28 protein-coding genes are annotated in these 13,807 nt (G+C 59.6%); all 28 read right to left on the reverse strand.

What is annotated here, in order from left to right; all coding sequences use genetic code 11:
* Positions 1-64: 64 nt before the first annotated feature.
* A complete protein-coding gene (gene rpsD / locus NCR34_RS12740; RefSeq protein ID WP_159837171.1) occupies positions 65-688 on the reverse strand; it encodes a 30S ribosomal protein S4 in 624 nt (207 codons plus the stop codon).
* A gap of 145 nt (positions 689-833) precedes the next feature.
* Positions 834-1,238 (reverse strand): 30S ribosomal protein S11, encoded by a 405-nt coding sequence (gene rpsK, locus NCR34_RS12745; protein ID WP_006052224.1) that lies wholly within the window; start codon positions 1,236-1,238, stop codon positions 834-836.
* Between the two features lie 28 nt (positions 1,239-1,266).
* Positions 1,267-1,632 carry a 30S ribosomal protein S13 gene (gene rpsM / locus NCR34_RS12750; protein WP_175946456.1) on the reverse strand — a complete coding sequence of 122 codons (366 nt, stop codon included), beginning with the start codon at positions 1,630-1,632 and terminating at the stop codon, positions 1,267-1,269.
* A gap of 41 nt (positions 1,633-1,673) precedes the next feature.
* Positions 1,674-1,790 (reverse strand): 50S ribosomal protein L36, encoded by a 117-nt coding sequence (rpmJ, locus tag NCR34_RS12755; RefSeq protein WP_004199844.1) that lies wholly within the window; start codon positions 1,788-1,790, stop codon positions 1,674-1,676.
* A 20-nt stretch (positions 1,791-1,810) separates the two neighbouring features.
* Positions 1,811-2,029, reverse strand: a complete 219-nt coding sequence (infA, locus tag NCR34_RS12760) for a translation initiation factor IF-1 (protein WP_004521905.1) — start codon at positions 2,027-2,029, stop codon at positions 1,811-1,813.
* 9 nt (positions 2,030-2,038) lie between these two features.
* Positions 2,039-3,385: a preprotein translocase subunit SecY gene (gene secY / locus NCR34_RS12765; RefSeq protein ID WP_175946454.1), complete on the reverse strand. Its 1,347-nt coding sequence runs from the start codon at positions 3,383-3,385 to the stop codon at positions 2,039-2,041.
* Between the two features lie 41 nt (positions 3,386-3,426).
* On the reverse strand, positions 3,427-3,861 hold the full coding sequence (gene rplO, locus NCR34_RS12770; protein ID WP_175946452.1) for a 50S ribosomal protein L15: 435 nt from the start codon (positions 3,859-3,861) through the stop codon (positions 3,427-3,429).
* 30 nt (positions 3,862-3,891) lie between these two features.
* Positions 3,892-4,074, reverse strand: coding sequence for a 50S ribosomal protein L30 (rpmD, locus tag NCR34_RS12775; RefSeq protein ID WP_250500055.1), 183 nt, complete (start codon positions 4,072-4,074; stop codon positions 3,892-3,894).
* A gap of 10 nt (positions 4,075-4,084) precedes the next feature.
* On the reverse strand, positions 4,085-4,603 hold the full coding sequence (gene rpsE, locus NCR34_RS12780) for a 30S ribosomal protein S5 (RefSeq protein ID WP_061170928.1): 519 nt from the start codon (positions 4,601-4,603) through the stop codon (positions 4,085-4,087).
* 14 nt (positions 4,604-4,617) lie between these two features.
* The gene (gene rplR / locus NCR34_RS12785; RefSeq protein WP_035967614.1) at positions 4,618-4,983 is read right to left on the reverse strand and encodes a 50S ribosomal protein L18; all 366 of its coding nucleotides are present in this window, start codon (positions 4,981-4,983) and stop codon (positions 4,618-4,620) included.
* A 12-nt stretch (positions 4,984-4,995) separates the two neighbouring features.
* Positions 4,996-5,529 (reverse strand): 50S ribosomal protein L6, encoded by a 534-nt coding sequence (gene rplF, locus NCR34_RS12790; RefSeq protein ID WP_175946450.1) that lies wholly within the window; start codon positions 5,527-5,529, stop codon positions 4,996-4,998.
* A 19-nt stretch (positions 5,530-5,548) separates the two neighbouring features.
* Entirely contained in the window at positions 5,549-5,944 is a 396-nt protein-coding gene (rpsH, locus tag NCR34_RS12795) for a 30S ribosomal protein S8 (RefSeq protein ID WP_035967610.1), read from the reverse strand.
* Between the two features lie 14 nt (positions 5,945-5,958).
* Positions 5,959-6,264 (reverse strand): 30S ribosomal protein S14, encoded by a 306-nt coding sequence (gene rpsN / locus NCR34_RS12800; RefSeq protein WP_175946448.1) that lies wholly within the window; start codon positions 6,262-6,264, stop codon positions 5,959-5,961.
* A 7-nt stretch (positions 6,265-6,271) separates the two neighbouring features.
* Complete coding sequence (rplE, locus tag NCR34_RS12805) at positions 6,272-6,811, reverse strand: 50S ribosomal protein L5 (protein WP_159837176.1); 540 nt, start codon at positions 6,809-6,811, stop codon at positions 6,272-6,274.
* Positions 6,812-6,825: 14 nt separating this feature from the next.
* Positions 6,826-7,134 carry a 50S ribosomal protein L24 gene (gene rplX / locus NCR34_RS12810; RefSeq protein WP_175946446.1) on the reverse strand — a complete coding sequence of 103 codons (309 nt, stop codon included), beginning with the start codon at positions 7,132-7,134 and terminating at the stop codon, positions 6,826-6,828.
* Between the two features lie 9 nt (positions 7,135-7,143).
* Entirely contained in the window at positions 7,144-7,512 is a 369-nt protein-coding gene (gene rplN, locus NCR34_RS12815) for a 50S ribosomal protein L14 (RefSeq protein WP_006998478.1), read from the reverse strand.
* Positions 7,513-7,805: 293 nt separating this feature from the next.
* Positions 7,806-8,078 carry a 30S ribosomal protein S17 gene (rpsQ, locus tag NCR34_RS12820; RefSeq protein WP_035933074.1) on the reverse strand — a complete coding sequence of 91 codons (273 nt, stop codon included), beginning with the start codon at positions 8,076-8,078 and terminating at the stop codon, positions 7,806-7,808.
* Entirely contained in the window at positions 8,075-8,269 is a 195-nt protein-coding gene (rpmC, locus tag NCR34_RS12825; RefSeq protein WP_007180130.1) for a 50S ribosomal protein L29, read from the reverse strand. Before rpmC ends, rpsQ begins: the two co-directional genes overlap by 4 nt.
* 10 nt (positions 8,270-8,279) lie before the next feature.
* Positions 8,280-8,696: a 50S ribosomal protein L16 gene (gene rplP, locus NCR34_RS12830; protein ID WP_035967605.1), complete on the reverse strand. Its 417-nt coding sequence runs from the start codon at positions 8,694-8,696 to the stop codon at positions 8,280-8,282.
* 2 nt (positions 8,697-8,698) lie between these two features.
* Positions 8,699-9,499, reverse strand: coding sequence for a 30S ribosomal protein S3 (gene rpsC, locus NCR34_RS12835; RefSeq protein ID WP_248320638.1), 801 nt, complete (start codon positions 9,497-9,499; stop codon positions 8,699-8,701).
* 11 nt (positions 9,500-9,510) lie between these two features.
* Positions 9,511-9,840, reverse strand: a complete 330-nt coding sequence (gene rplV, locus NCR34_RS12840; protein WP_007730533.1) for a 50S ribosomal protein L22 — start codon at positions 9,838-9,840, stop codon at positions 9,511-9,513.
* 12 nt (positions 9,841-9,852) lie between these two features.
* On the reverse strand, positions 9,853-10,128 hold the full coding sequence (gene rpsS / locus NCR34_RS12845) for a 30S ribosomal protein S19 (RefSeq protein ID WP_008343850.1): 276 nt from the start codon (positions 10,126-10,128) through the stop codon (positions 9,853-9,855).
* Positions 10,129-10,138: 10 nt separating this feature from the next.
* A complete protein-coding gene (rplB, locus tag NCR34_RS12850) occupies positions 10,139-10,966 on the reverse strand; it encodes a 50S ribosomal protein L2 (RefSeq protein ID WP_175946441.1) in 828 nt (275 codons plus the stop codon).
* Positions 10,967-10,968: 2 nt separating this feature from the next.
* The gene (gene rplW / locus NCR34_RS12855) at positions 10,969-11,283 is read right to left on the reverse strand and encodes a 50S ribosomal protein L23 (protein ID WP_035967599.1); all 315 of its coding nucleotides are present in this window, start codon (positions 11,281-11,283) and stop codon (positions 10,969-10,971) included.
* Entirely contained in the window at positions 11,280-11,900 is a 621-nt protein-coding gene (gene rplD / locus NCR34_RS12860; RefSeq protein ID WP_175946439.1) for a 50S ribosomal protein L4, read from the reverse strand. The genes rplW and rplD overlap by 4 nt, the downstream gene beginning before the upstream one ends.
* On the reverse strand, positions 11,900-12,559 hold the full coding sequence (gene rplC / locus NCR34_RS12865) for a 50S ribosomal protein L3 (RefSeq protein WP_175946437.1): 660 nt from the start codon (positions 12,557-12,559) through the stop codon (positions 11,900-11,902). The genes rplD and rplC overlap by 1 nt, the downstream gene beginning before the upstream one ends.
* A 185-nt stretch (positions 12,560-12,744) precedes the next feature.
* Positions 12,745-13,056: a 30S ribosomal protein S10 gene (gene rpsJ, locus NCR34_RS12870; protein ID WP_006998489.1), complete on the reverse strand. Its 312-nt coding sequence runs from the start codon at positions 13,054-13,056 to the stop codon at positions 12,745-12,747.
* A 139-nt stretch (positions 13,057-13,195) separates the two neighbouring features.
* Positions 13,196-13,807: EF-Tu C-terminal domain-related protein (locus tag NCR34_RS12875; RefSeq protein WP_250500056.1), on the reverse strand; the 612-nt coding region annotated here is incomplete at its 5' end.

A 13,807-nucleotide genomic window follows, 5' to 3' on the forward strand; every position in this document is an offset into this window, starting at 1 on the left:
CCCTTTGCCACGAGCAATCAGGCTCCCCGGCTGCAGATCCGGTTACTGCGCGAAGGCCGCGCGATTAACGCGAATACAATTCGACGATCAGGCTTTCGTTGATGTCGCCAGCGATATCGCTGCGCTCCGGCATCGACTTGAACGTACCTTCGAACTTCTTCGCATCGACCGACACCCAGCTCGGCATGCCGCCTTGCTCTGCCAGCGACAGTGCTTCGACGATACGCGCCTGCTTGCGCGACTGTTCGCGCACGGAGACGACATCGCCAGCCTTCACTTGCAGCGACGGGATGTTGGCGACCTGGCCGTTCACCATGATCGACTTGTGGCTCACGAGCTGACGCGCTTCAGCGCGGGTCGAGCCGAAGCCCATGCGATACACGACGTTGTCGAGACGCGACTCGAGCAGTTGCAGCAGGTTTTCGCCCGTCGGGCCCTTGCGGCGGTCGGCTTCAGCGAAGTAGCGGCGGAACTGACGCTCGAGAACGCCGTAGATACGCTTCACTTTCTGCTTTTCGCGCAACTGGGTGCCGTAGTCGGACGTACGCGCGCCCGAGGTGCGGCCGTGCTGGCCGGGCTTGCTGTCGAGCTTGCACTTGTCGGCGAGCGAGCGACGCGCGCTCTTCAGGAACAGATCGGTGCCTTCACGGCGGGACAGCTTGGCTTTGGGACCGGTATAGCGTGCCACGTTGAATCCTTAAAAATTGATCACGCGAACTTCCGTCCGCGCTAGTCCGAACCCTTTGGGCCGAACGGTGGGCTTAGTCAATTCATGACGCACGAATCCCGCCGATACTTTCGCATCAGCAGGAGCATGCGTTTGCGTCATCGCGTTAGATGCGACGGCGCTTCGGCGGACGGCAACCGTTGTGCGGGACCGGCGTCACGTCGGAGATCGCGGTGATCTTGATGCCAAGACCATGCAGCGCGCGCACCGCCGATTCACGGCCAGGACCGGGGCCCTTGATCCGCACTTCGAGGTTCTTCACGCCGTATTCCATCGCCACGCGGCCAGCCGATTCGGCTGCGACCTGAGCTGCAAACGGCGTCGACTTACGCGAGCCCTTGAAACCCTGACCGCCCGACGTCGCCCACGCGAGAGCGTTACCTTGACGATCGGTGATCGTGATGATGGTGTTGTTGAACGACGCGTGAACGTGAACCACGCCCTCGGCGACGTTCTTCTTAACCTTCTTGCGAACGCGTTGCGCCGCGGAGTTGTTCGAAGCCTTAGCCATTACGTTTTCCTGTAACTGTCAGTTCCGCTTACTTCTTCAGCGATTGCGCTGCACGACGCGGACCCTTGCGCGTACGGGCATTCGTGCGGGTGCGCTGGCCACGCAGGGGCAGGCCCTTGCGGTGACGCATGCCGCGGTAGCAACCCAAGTCCATCAGGCGCTTGATGTTCATCGTCACTTCACGGCGCAGGTCGCCTTCGACGATGAACTTGCCCACTTCGTCACGCAGCTTTTCGAGGTCTGCGTCAGTGAGGTCCTTGACCTTCTTCGAAAATTCCACACCAGCTGCGGTGCAAATGCCGCGAGCGCGCGTGCGACCGATGCCGAAGATTGCCGTCAGGCCGATCTCGGTATGCTGGTGATTCGGGATGTTAACCCCTGCGATACGAGCCATTGTTTTTCCTCAAACAAAAAGCGCAAGCAAAAGCGCGGCGTTCAGCCTTGACGCTGTTTGTGGCGCGGATCAGAGCTGCAAATCACGCGCACAACGCCCTTGCGCTTGATGATCTTGCAATTGCGGCAAATGCGCTTAACCGATGCCATCACTTTCATGATATTACCCTTTTTTCAAATCACTTCGCCCGGAACACGATCCGTGCACGAGACAGATCGTAAGGCGTCAATTCAACCGTAACCTTGTCGCCTGGCAGGATGCGGATGTAGTGCATCCGCATCTTTCCAGAAATGTGTCCCAGGACGACATGGCCATTTTCCAATTTCACCCGGAAAGTAGCGTTGGGCAGGTTTTCGATCACCTCGCCCTGCATCTGGATTACATCGTCTTTGGCCATAGTCCTTAATTAACGCATCGGGACATTGCCGCCCTTGAAGTTTGCCTTCTTGAGCAGCGATTCATATTGTTGCGACATAACGTACGACTGCACCTGAGCCATGAAGTCCATCGTGACGACGACAATGATCAGCAGCGACGTTCCACCAAAATAAAACGGCACGTTCCAGCGCAACACCAAGAACTCAGGCAACAGGCACACGAACACAATGTAGATCGCACCGGCCAGCGTCAAACGCGTGAGGATGCGGTCGATATACCGTGCAGTCTGATCGCCCGGACGGATACCCGGAACGAATGCACCGCTCTTCTTCAAGTTGTCGGCGGTTTCCCGGCTGTTGAACACCAGTGCGGTGTAGAAGAAGCAGAAGAAAACGATCGCCAACGCATACAGCAGCACGTACACCGGTTGACCGGGCTTGAGGGCCTCGGCCACGCCGTGCAGCGTGTTCGCGAACCAGTTGGTGCGCGTGCCCGAACTGAACCAGTTCAGGATGGTTGCCGGGAAGAGGATGATCGACGACGCGAAGATCGGCGGAATCACACCCGACATGTTGAGCTTCAGCGGCAGATGGGACGACTGTCCGCCGTAAATCTTGTTACCGACCTGGCGCTTCGCGTAGTTCACGAGGATCTTGCGCTGACCGCGTTCGATGAACACGACCAGATACGTGACCGCCGCAATCAGCACGACGATGATGATCGCCGAGATGATGCTCATCGAACCGGTGCGGACCAACTCGAACAGACCGCCGATCGCGTTCGGGAAACCCGCCGCGATACCACCGAAGATGATGATCGAGATACCGTTGCCGAGACCGCGCTCCGTGATCTGCTCACCCAGCCACATCAGGAACATTGTGCCCGTCACCAGCGTGACGACCGTCGTCAGCCGGAACACCATGCCGGGGTCCAGCACCAAAGCGGGCTGGTTCTCCAGCGCCACCGCGATACCGAACGCCTGGAAGGTCGCGAGCACCACGGTGAAGATACGCGTGTACTGCGTGATCTTCCGCTGCCCCGCCTGCCCTTCCTTCTTCAACGCCTCCATCTGCGGCGACACGATCGACAGCAACTGCATGATGATCGACGCCGAAATGTAGGGCATGATGCCCAGCGCAAAGATCGTGAATCGCGACAGCGCGCCACCCGAGAACATGTTGAACATGCCAAGGATGCCGCCCGACTGGCTCTGGAACAGCTTGGCCAGTTGATCCGGATCGATGCCGGGAACCGGAATGTGCGCACCAATGCGGTAGACGATCAGCGCCAGCAGCAGGAACACTGCACGCCGACGCAGATCGCCGAATTTCGCCGCGCTTCGACCGGGTTTTGCGAGACTCGGGCTGTTAGCCAAGAACCTTCTCCGATGCTAGTGCTAGTAACGGCGAAAGCGCGTTACTCGGCGAACGAGCCGCCAGCGGCTTCGATTGCCTCACGGGCGCCCTTCGTTGCCGTCAGGCCCTTCACCGTGACCTTGCGACTGATCTCGCCGGTCTTGATGATCTTCGCGCTCTTGATGAGCTCGCCGACCAGACCCGCTTGCTTCAGCGCCAAGAGATCGATTTCGTCGACCGGCAGCTTCTCGAGATCCGAGAGGCGCACTTCACCGACGAATTCCTTCGTCAGCGAGGTAAAGCCGCGCTTCGGCAGACGACGCTGCAGAGGCATCTGACCGCCTTCGAAGCCGACCTTGTGAAAGCCGCCCGAACGCGATTTCTGACCCTTGTGGCCGCGGCCCGCGGTCTTGCCGAGGCCCGAACCGATCCCGCGACCGACGCGACGCTTTGCGTGCTTCGCGCCTTCCGCCGGCTTCAGGTTATTCAATTCCATGTTCAACTCCTTGGATCCGTGGTCGGCCGCTTAGGCGATGACCTTAACGAGGTACGAGACCTTGTTGATCATCCCGCGCACTGCCGGCGTGTCCTGCAGCTCGGAGACCGAGTTCAGGCGACGCAGGCCGAGGCCACGCACCGTTGCGCGGTGCGATTCGCGGGTCCCGATCAGGCTCTTGACGAGCTGAACCTTGACAGTTTTTTTAGACATGGTGCCCACCTTAGCCCAGAATGTCTTCGACGGACTTACCACGCTTCGCCGCGATGTCGGCCGGAGTCGACTGCTTGCGCAGGCCATCCAGCGTCGCACGGACGAGGTTGTACGGGTTCGTCGAACCGTGGCTCTTGGCCACAACGTTTTGCACGCCCATCACGTCGAACACTGCGCGCATCGGACCGCCTGCGATCACGCCGGTACCGTCCTTCGCCGGAGCGAGGAGGACCGCCGAAGCGCCGTGCTTGCCGTGAACTTCGTGTTGCAACGTGCCATTCTTCAGGGGCACCTTGAACATGTTGCGGCGGGCTTGTTCCATTGCCTTCTGAACGGCAACCGGAACTTCCTTCGCCTTGCCCTTGCCCATGCCGACGCGGCCATCGCCGTCGCCAACCACGGTCAGTGCGGCGAAACCGAGAATACGGCCACCCTTCACGACCTTGGTCACGCGGTTGACCGAAATCATCTTTTCGCGCAGGCCGTCGTCGCGTTCGTCAGCCTGAACTTTCGCTTGCATCTTTGCCATGACGAATTCTTCCCTTAGAACTTGAGCCCGGCTTCGCGCGCCGCATCAGCCAGCGCCTTCACGCGGCCGTGGTAGCGGAAACCCGAGCGGTCAAAGGCGACGGATTCGATGCCGGCAGCCTTGGCCTTTTCGGCAATACGCTTGCCGATCAGGGTTGCAGCGTTGATGTTGCCGCCCTTGCCCGACTTGTCGGCCAGCTCTGCGCGCACTTCGGCTTCGAGCGTCGAGGCGCTTGCGAGCACCTTGGTGCCGCACGCCGAGAACACTTGCGCGTAGATGTGCGTATTCGTGCGATGCACGGCGAGACGCGCGACCTGCAGCTCGGCGATCTTGATACGCGTCTGACGAGCGCGGCGCAGGCGAGATTGAGTCTTATCCATGATTGCGCACCCTTACTTCTTCTTCGTTTCTTTGAGGATCACGACCTCGTCGGAATAGCGCACGCCCTTGCCCTTGTAGGGCTCCGGCGGACGATAGCCGCGCACTTCCGCCGCGACTTGTCCGACTTTCTGCTTGTCGATCCCCTTGATCACGATTTCGGTCTGCGACGGGGTTTCAGCCTTGATGCCTTCCGGCATCTGGTGCACCACGGGGTGCGAGAAACCCAGCGACAGGTTCAGCTTGTCGCCTTGCGCTTGCGCACGATAACCGACGCCAACCAGCGTCAGCTTGCGCTCGAAACCCTTGGTGACGCCGTGCACCATGTTCGCCACCAGGGCGCGCATCGTGCCGGACATCGCATTCGCTTCACGGCTTTCGTTGGCCGGCGCGAAGTTCAGCGTACCGTTGTCGTTCGCCACGGTCACCAGCGGGTTGCCCGCTTGCGAGATCGTGCCGAGCGGCCCCTTGACGGTGATGACGTCGCCCTTGACGGCCACTTCCGCGCCTTGCGGCAGCGCGATCGGGCTTTTACCTACACGAGACATGTTTCTTCTCCCTTCGGCGTTAAGCGACGTAGCAGATGACTTCGCCGCCGACGCCGTTCTGGCGCGCCTTGCGGTCGGTCATCACACCCTTCGGCGTCGACACGATTGCAACGCCCAGGCCGTTCATGACCTGCGGGATGTCGTTGCGACCGCGGTACACGCGCAGACCGGGCTTCGACACGCGCTCGAGGCGCTCGATCACCGGACGGCCAGCGTAGTACTTCAACGCGATATTCAATTCCGTCTTCGCACCTTCAGCCTTCACTGCGAAGTCGTCGATATAACCTTCGTCCTTCAAAACCTGCGCAATCGCAACCTTGACTTTCGACGAGGGCATAGTCACCGAAACCTTCTCGACCATCTGCGCATTGCGGATGCGAGTCAGCATATCGGCGATAGGATCACTCATGCTCATTTATGTTTCTCCTATTACCAGCTCGCCTTGGTGAGGCCAGGGATTTCGCCGCGGAATGCGATTTCGCGGATCTTGTTACGCGCAAGTCCGAACTTGCGGAACGTGCCACGCGGGCGACCCGTGATTGCGCAGCGGTTACGCTTGCGAGTCGGGTTCGAGTTACGCGGCAGTTGTTGCAGCGCGAGGCGAGCGAAGTAACGCTCTTCGTCCGACTTGCTCGAGTCTTCGATCACAGCCTTCAGTTCAGCACGCTTCGGAGCGTACTTCGCGGCCAGGCGTGCGCGCTTCTTTTCACGTTCGATCAGTGCCAGTTTAGCCACGGTAACCTCAGTTTCTGAACGGGAACTTGAAGCCGGCGAGCAGCGCCTTTGCTTCGTCGTCAGTCTTCGCGGTGGTCGTGATGCTGATGTTCAGCCCACGCAGCGCGTCGATCTTGTCGTAGTCGATTTCGGGGAAAATAATCTGCTCTTTCACACCGATGTTGTAGTTGCCACGACCGTCGAATGCACGGCCCGACACGCCGCGGAAGTCGCGCACGCGGGGCAGCGCAACCGTCACGAAGCGGTCCAGGAATTCGTACATCGCTTGACCGCGCAGCGTCACCATCGCGCCGATCGGGTAGCCCTGACGAATCTTGAAGCCTGCGATTGCCTTACGCGCCTTCGTGATAACCGGCTTCTGGCCGGCGATCTTCGTCAGGTCGCCGACGGCGTTTTCGATGATCTTCTTGTCAGCGACGGCTTCGCCAAGGCCCATGTTCAGGGTGATCTTGGTGATGCGCGGCACTTCCATGATGGACTTGTAGCCGAACTTTTCGACGAGTTGCGGCACAACCGTTTCTTTATAAATCTCTTGCAGACGAGCCATTATTTAACTCCGCATCAGGCGTTGAGCGTGGCGCCGGTCGACTTCAAGAAGCGAACCTTCTTGCCGTCTTCGACCTTGATGCCAACACGCGATGCCTTGCCGTTCGCGTCGACGAGTGCGACGTTCGAAATGTGCAGCGGCATCGACTTGGCTTCCACACCGCCCGTCGTACCCTTCATCGGGTTCGGCTTCACGTGCTTCTTGACGAGGTTGATACCCTCGACGGTCACACGATCTTCCGCAACGGCCAGCACGGTGCCGCGCTTGCCCTTGTCCTTGCCGGTGATGACGATGACTTCGTCACCCTTGCGAATCTTGTTCATCGCGACTCCTTACAGCACTTCCGGCGCGAGCGAAACGATCTTCATGAATCGTTCGCTACGCAGTTCACGCGTCACCGGCCCGAAAATACGCGTGCCGATCGGCTCGAGCTTGGTATTCAAGAGGACAGCGGCATTGCCGTCGAACTTGATCAGCGAGCCATCCTGGCGACGCACGCCCTTGGCCGTGCGAACGACCACGGCGTTGTAGATTTCGCCCTTTTTCACGCGTCCGCGCGGCGTCGCTTCCTTGACGGTCACCTTGATGATGTCGCCAATGCTAGCGTAACGACGCTTCGAGCCGCCGAGCACCTTGATGCACATGACTTCACGCGCACCCGTGTTGTCGGCCACTTCAAGCCGAGTTTCGGTCTGGATCATGGTTTATCTTTCCCAACTTAATCCGGTCGCACCACCATGGCACATCCGGTCAGTCTTGGTCCCGTCAGCCAATCGGCTGCTTGGGTTAGAACAGGCAGCGAAGGCAGACGAAACCCGCCATCGCAATCCGGTGAATCTGTCGATACAGGCTGGCGCCCGAACCGGCTTCCCCCACCAATTTCGCCCGCGACGGGGCTCCCACAAAGAGGGAAGACCGAGATTATAACAAATAATCTCGGTCTTGCAAGCGAAACTTACTGCGACACTACTTACTGCATCGCGATACTTCAGCTTTAGATCACGCGAGCCGCTTCGAGCAGCTTCGACACAACCCAGGCCTTCGTCTTCGAAATCGGACGGGTTTCCTGGATTTCGACGAGGTCGCCCTCGTTGTACGTGTTCGCGTCATCGTGCGCGTGGTACTTCTTCGAGCGCACGACGTACTTGCCGTAGATCGGGTGCTTCACACGGTGCTCGACCAGCACGGTAACCGTCTTGTCCATCTTGTTGCTGACGACCTTGCCGACCAGCGTCCGCTTGAGCGAGGTTTTTACGCTATCGTTCATTTCTGGTTCGCCTTTTCAGTCAGGACAGTCCGCACACGTGCGATGTCGCGACGAACCTTCTTCAGCTGGCTCGTGTTCGTGAGCTGCTGGGTCGCGAGTTGCATGCGCAGGCCGAATTGCGCCTTAAGCAGGTCCGACAGCTCTTTGTTGAGCGCCGCCTGGTCCTTCTGGTGAAGTTCAGATGCCTTCATCGTTTACTCCTTAGGCGCCGAGCTGGCGGATGACGAAGTTCGTCTTCAGCGGCAGCTTGGCTGCAGCCAGACGGAACGCTTCGCGCGCCAGTTCTTCGGAGACACCGTCCATTTCGTACAGCATCTTGCCCGGTTGAATTTCAGCGACGTAGTACTCCGGGTTACCCTTACCGTTACCCATACGCACTTCTGCCGGCTTTTGCGAAATCGGCTTGTCCGGGAAAATGCGGATCCAGATCCGGCCGCCACGCTTGATGTGACGCGTCATGGCACGACGCGCCGCTTCGATTTGACGCGCGGTCAAACGGCCGCGACCGATAGCCTTCAGGCCATATTCACCGAACGACACCGCGTTGCCGCGCGTCGCCTTGCCGGTGTTACGACCCTTCTGCTCTTTGCGATACTTTCTGCGTTTCGGTTGCAGCATCGTTATTCTCCACTCTTCGCGTCACCGCCGGCGCCGCCACGACGGGGGCCGCCGCGGCGTGCACCACCCGGCGCACCTTCACCGTCACGACGCGGACGGCGATCGCCACCCGGACGTGCGTTGCGACGCGGACGCTTCTCTTCCGCGACTTCTTCCACTACCGGCGCTTCGTTACGGCCGAGGGTGTCGCCCTTGTAGACCCACACCTTCACGCCGATGATGCCGTACGTGGTCTTCGCTTCGGACGTCGCGTAGTCGATATCGGCCCGCAACGTATGGAGCGGCACGCGACCTTCGCGATACCACTCGGTACGAGCGATTTCAATACCGTTCAGACGGCCCGCGCTCATGATCTTGATGCCCTGGGCGCCAAGACGCATCGCGTTTTGCATCGCGCGCTTCATCGCGCGGCGGAACATGATCCGGCGCTCGAGCTGCTGCGTGATGGAATCGGCGATCAGTTGAGCGTCGGTTTCCGGCTTGCGGATTTCTTCGATGTTGACGTGAACCGGAACGCCCATGCGCTTTTGCAGCTCGGACTTGAGCGACTCGATGTCTTCGCCCTTCTTGCCGATCACGACACCCGGACGCGAGCTGAAAATCGTGATGCGTGCGTTCTTTGCAGGACGCTCGATCACCACGCGACCGACGGACGCGTTCTTCAGCTTCTTCTTCAGGTATTCACGAACACCGATGTCTTCCTGCAACATCGCCGCGAAATTGTTGTTGTTCGCGTACCAGCGCGAAGCCCAATTGCGGCTGACGGCCAAACGGAAGCCAGTCGGATGAATTTTCTGTCCCATCGTATGGCTCCTTAATTCCCGACCGTCACAGTGATGTGACAGGATTGCTTCTCGATGCGGTTACCGCGACCCTTTGCGCGTGCGGTGAAACGCTTCAGCGAAGCGGCCTTGTCGACGTAGATGCTCGTGATCTTGAGCTCGTCGATATCGGCGCCTTCGTTGTGTTCCGCATTCGCGATCGCAGACAGCACGACCTTCTTGACGATACCCGCCGCCTTCTTCGGCGAGAACGTCAGGACGTTCAGCGCCTTGTCGACCGGCAAACCACGAATCTGGTCAGCCACAAGGCGCGTTTTCTGCGCCGAGATGCGGGCACCGCGATGAATTGCTTTCACTTCCATCTTGATAGCCCCTTATTTCTTGGCCTTCTTGTCGGCCGCGTGACCCTTGAACGTACGGGTCAGTGCGAACTCGCCAAGCTTATGGCCGACCATGTTTTCCGTGACGTACACCGGAACGTGCTGACGGCCGTTGTGGACGGCGATCGTCAGACCGATGAAGTCCGGCAGAATCGTCGAACGACGCGACCAGGTCTTGATCGGCTTCTTGTCACGCGTGGACGCAGCCGCCTCAACTTTCTTCAGCAAATGAGCGTCGCAGAACGGACCTTTTTTAGCAGAACGTGTCATTGCCTACTCCTTAACGCTTGTGACGGCGCTGGACGATCATCGTCGTCGTGCGCTTATTGCTGCGGGTGCGATAGCCCTTCGTCGGCGTGCCCCACGGGCTCACCGGGTCGCGACCTGCAGCCGTGCGGCCTTCACCACCACCGTGCGGGTGATCGATCGGGTTCATCGCAACACCACGCACCGTCGGACGGATACCGCGCCAGCGGTTTGCACCGGCCTTACCGATTTGACGGAGGCTGTGCTCTTCGTTGCCGACTTCACCGATGGTTGCACGGCACTCGACGTGCACGCGGCGGATTTCACCCGAACGCAGACGAACCTGCGCGTAGATGCCTTCACGTGCCAGCAGCATGGCCGACGTACCAGCCGAACGCGCGATCTGCGCGCCCTTGCCCGGCAGCATTTCGATGCAGTGGATCGTCGTACCGACCGGAATGTTGCGGATCGGCAGGGTGTTGCCTGCGCGAATCGGCGCTTCCGAACCGGACATCAGCTGCGCGCCGACCGCCACGCCCTTCGGCGCGATGATGTAGCGACGCTCGCCGTCTGCGTACAGAACCAGCGCGATGTTCGCGCTACGGTTCGGGTCGTACTCGAGACGCTCGACCTTTGCCGGAATGCCGTCCTTGTTGCGACGGAAATCGACGATACGGTAGTGCTGCTTGTGACCGCCACCTTGGTGACGCGTGGTGATGCGACCGTTGTTGTTACGGCCCGCCGACTTGGATTGCGAGTCGAGCAGCGCAGCATGCGGCTTGCCCTTATGCAGATCCTTGTTGACGATCTTGACCATCGCGCGGCGACCCGGCGAGGTCGGCTTAACTTTCACGATTGCCATGATTACTTGGCCTCCGCTTCAAAGTTGATTTCCTGGCCGGGCTTCAGGCAGACGTACGCCTTCTTCACGTCCTTGCGCTTGCCGTTGAAGCGGCCAAAGCGCTTGGCTTTGCCCTTCGTGACGAGCACGTTGACGGAATTGACTTCGACCTTGAACAGCAGCTCGACAGCAGCCTTCACTTCCTGCTTCGTGGCGTCCGGCGCGACTTCGAACACGACTTGTTCGTTCTTGTCGGCAACCAGCGTCGCCTTTTCGGAGATCACCGGCGCGAGCAGAACTTGCATCAAACGATGATCGTTTTTGCGAACTTCGCTCATGACAGCAACTCCTCGATCTGAGCGACCGCAGCCTTCGTGATCAGCACTTTCTTGAAGTAGATCAGCGAGAGCGGGTCGGCGTAACGCGGCTCGACAACCGCCACGTGGGCCAGGTTGCGCGACGCGAGGTACAGGTTTTCGTCGACCGTATCGGTGATGACCAACACGGAATCGAGACCCATCGCCTTGAATTTATCAGCCAACAGCTTGGTCTTCGGCGCTTCGAGCGCGAGATCCTCGACCACCGAGATGCGGCCTTCGCGAGCCAACTGCGAGAAGATCGAGCAGAGGCCTGCGCGATGCATCTTCTTGTTGACCTTGTGCGAGAAGTTTTCTTCCGGCGAGTTCGGGAAAATGCGACCACCGCCACGCCACAACGGGCTCGACGACATACCGGCACGAGCGCGGCCCGTACCCTTCTGGCGCCACGGCTTCTTCGTGGTGTGCTTGACCTGCTCACGATCCTTCTGAGCGCGGTTGCCGCTACGTGCGTTCGCCTGATAAGCGACGACGACTTGGTGAATCAGGGCTTCGTTGTAATCGCGACCGAACACGACGTCCGATGCGGTCACGCCAGCGCCTTCCTGACCATTGGCATTCAGGAGCTTAAGTTCCATTATTTCGCTCCTTTCGCAGCACGGGTCTTGACGGCCGGGGTCACGAAGACCTTGCCGCCCTTCGCACCCGGAACAGCACCGCGGACGAGCAGCAGATTGCGCTCAGCGTCGATGCGGGCGATTTCGAGATTCTGGACCGTGACGGTCACGTCACCGAGGTGACCCGTCATGCGCTTGCCGGGGAACACGCGACCCGGATCCTGCGCCATACCGATCGAACCCGGAACGTTGTGTGAACGCGAGTTACCGTGCGATGCGCGGCCCGAAGCGAAGTTGTAGCGCTTGATGGTACCGGCGTAGCCCTTACCGATCGACGTGCCTTGCACGTCGACCTTCTGGCCGACTTCGAAAATGTCCGTACCGATGACGGCGCCGTTCGACAGTTCACCTGCCTTGGCGGTATCGATATGGAATTCGCGGAGGATTTCACCAGCTTGAACGCCGGCTTTGGCGAGGTGACCCGCCAACGGCTTCGTCACGCGCGAAGCGCGGCGAGTACCGAATGCAACCTGAACGGCGGTATAACCATCCGTTTCAACGGTCTTGATCTGCGTCACACGGTTGTCCGACACGTCCAGCACGGTGACGGGGATCGAGTCCCCCTCAGGCGTGAAGATACGGGTCATGCCAACCTTGCGACCTACGAGTCCAAGGCTCATCGTTTTCTCCATTCCCGACTGCGATTGGTCGGGGCTGATTTCAAAATGTCCGCCCTGCTACGAGAAACAAGGCGCACTTTTTTGCGCAAATGCGCGAAAAGCCTTGGAGTATAACAAGGCTTTTCGTTTTCTGCAAGCAATCAAAGACTTAGCTCCGTCCGAGACGCCGGCGGAGCTTTGTAGGCTTACTGCAGCTTGATTTCGACGTCGACACCAGCCGGCAGGTCGAGCTTCATCAGTGCGTCGACGGTCTTGTCCGTCGGGTCGACGATGTCCATCAGGCGCTGGTGCGTGCGGATTTCGAGCTGGTCGCGCGACGTCTTGTTGACGTGCGGCGAACGCAGGATGTCAAAACGCTGAATACGCGTCGGCAGCGGCACCGGGCCACGGACGATCGCGCCAGTCCGCTTCGCCGTATCGACGATCTCGGCTGCCGACTGGTCGATCAGGCGATAGTCGAAAGCCTTCAGACGAATGCGGATTTTCTGGTTCTGCATGACGATTCCTTAAAAAGAGCGAGGCGGTATTGCGCCGCCGATTGGGCAAAAGAGCGAGGAACCGGGCATTCGCTTGAGGGCGAACACCCGGTTCCGGTCACGTTACTTCAGTACAGCGACTTCAAAGAAGACCGAGATTTTACTCGATAATCTTCGCAACGACACCTGCGCCGACGGTACGGCCGCCTTCGCGGATTGCGAAGCGCAGACCTTCTTCCATGGCGATCGGGGCGATCAGCTTGACCGTGATCGACACGTTGTCGCCCGGCATCACCATTTCCTTGTCCTTCGGCAGCTCGATCGAGCCCGTCACGTCCGTCGTACGGAAGTAGAACTGCGGACGGTAGTTGTTGAAGAACGGCGTGTGACGGCCGCCTTCGTCCTTGCTCAGCACGTACACTTCAGCGGTGAAGTGCGTGTGCGGCGTGATCGAACCCGGCTTGGCCAGCACTTGGCCGCGCTCGACGTCTTCACGCTTCGTGCCGCGCAGCAGGATACCGACGTTGTCGCCCGCTTGACCTTGGTCGAGCAGCTTGCGGAACATTTCCACGCCCGTGCAGGTCGTCTTCACCGTCGGCTTGATACCGACGATTTCGATTTCCTCGCCGACCTTGATGACGCCGCGCTCGACGCGACCCGTCACCACCGTGCCGCGACCCGAGATCGAGAACACATCTTCCACCGGCATCAGGAAGGCGCCGTCAACTGCGCGCTCCGGCGTCGGGATGTACGTGTCCAGCGCGTCGGCCAG

Origin of the sequence: Caballeronia sp. GAWG1-5s-s (genome assembly GCF_023631445.1) — a bacterium.
Lineage (GTDB): Bacteria > Pseudomonadota > Gammaproteobacteria > Burkholderiales > Burkholderiaceae > Caballeronia.

Bases quoted from the DNA above. Each gene is read 5' to 3' on its own strand.
- rpsK (WP_006052224.1), bottom strand. From the start codon at position 1,238: ATGGCTAAGGCTTCGAACAACTCCGCGGCGCAACGCGTTCGCAAGAAG.
- rpsM (WP_175946456.1), bottom strand. From the start codon at position 1,632: ATGGCTCGTATCGCAGGGGTTAACATCCCGAATCACCAGCATACCGAG.
- rpmJ (WP_004199844.1), bottom strand. From the start codon at position 1,790: ATGAAAGTGATGGCATCGGTTAAGCGCATTTGCCGCAATTGCAAGATC.
- infA (WP_004521905.1), bottom strand. From the start codon at position 2,029: ATGGCCAAAGACGATGTAATCCAGATGCAGGGCGAGGTGATCGAAAAC.
- rplO (WP_175946452.1), bottom strand. From the start codon at position 3,861: ATGGAATTGAATAACCTGAAGCCGGCGGAAGGCGCGAAGCACGCAAAG.
- rpmD (WP_250500055.1), bottom strand. From the start codon at position 4,074: ATGTCTAAAAAAACTGTCAAGGTTCAGCTCGTCAAGAGCCTGATCGGG.
- rpsE (WP_061170928.1), bottom strand. From the start codon at position 4,603: ATGGCAAAGATGCAAGCGAAAGTTCAGGCTGACGAACGCGACGACGGC.
- rplR (WP_035967614.1), bottom strand. From the start codon at position 4,983: ATGGATAAGACTCAATCTCGCCTGCGCCGCGCTCGTCAGACGCGTATC.
- rplF (WP_175946450.1), bottom strand. From the start codon at position 5,529: ATGTCTCGTGTAGGTAAAAGCCCGATCGCGCTGCCGCAAGGCGCGGAA.
- rpsH (WP_035967610.1), bottom strand. From the start codon at position 5,944: ATGAGCATGAGTGATCCTATCGCCGATATGCTGACTCGCATCCGCAAT.
- rplE (WP_159837176.1), bottom strand. From the start codon at position 6,811: ATGGCTCGTCTGCAAGAGATTTATAAAGAAACGGTTGTGCCGCAACTC.
- rplX (WP_175946446.1), bottom strand. From the start codon at position 7,134: ATGAACAAGATTCGCAAGGGTGACGAAGTCATCGTCATCACCGGCAAG.
- rplN (WP_006998478.1), bottom strand. From the start codon at position 7,512: ATGATCCAGACCGAAACTCGGCTTGAAGTGGCCGACAACACGGGTGCG.
- rpsQ (WP_035933074.1), bottom strand. From the start codon at position 8,078: ATGAACGATAGCGTAAAAACCTCGCTCAAGCGGACGCTGGTCGGCAAG.
- rpmC (WP_007180130.1), bottom strand. From the start codon at position 8,269: ATGAAGGCATCTGAACTTCACCAGAAGGACCAGGCGGCGCTCAACAAA.
- rplP (WP_035967605.1), bottom strand. From the start codon at position 8,696: ATGCTGCAACCGAAACGCAGAAAGTATCGCAAAGAGCAGAAGGGTCGT.
- rpsC (WP_248320638.1), bottom strand. From the start codon at position 9,499: ATGGGACAGAAAATTCATCCGACTGGCTTCCGTTTGGCCGTCAGCCGC.
- rplV (WP_007730533.1), bottom strand. From the start codon at position 9,840: ATGGAAGTGAAAGCAATTCATCGCGGTGCCCGCATCTCGGCGCAGAAA.
- rpsS (WP_008343850.1), bottom strand. From the start codon at position 10,128: ATGACACGTTCTGCTAAAAAAGGTCCGTTCTGCGACGCTCATTTGCTG.
- rplB (WP_175946441.1), bottom strand. From the start codon at position 10,966: ATGGCAATCGTGAAAGTTAAGCCGACCTCGCCGGGTCGCCGCGCGATG.
- rplW (WP_035967599.1), bottom strand. From the start codon at position 11,283: ATGAGCGAAGTTCGCAAAAACGATCATCGTTTGATGCAAGTTCTGCTC.
- rplD (WP_175946439.1), bottom strand. From the start codon at position 11,900: ATGGAACTTAAGCTCCTGAATGCCAATGGTCAGGAAGGCGCTGGCGTG.
- rplC (WP_175946437.1), bottom strand. From the start codon at position 12,559: ATGAGCCTTGGACTCGTAGGTCGCAAGGTTGGCATGACCCGTATCTTC.
- rpsJ (WP_006998489.1), bottom strand. From the start codon at position 13,056: ATGCAGAACCAGAAAATCCGCATTCGTCTGAAGGCTTTCGACTATCGC.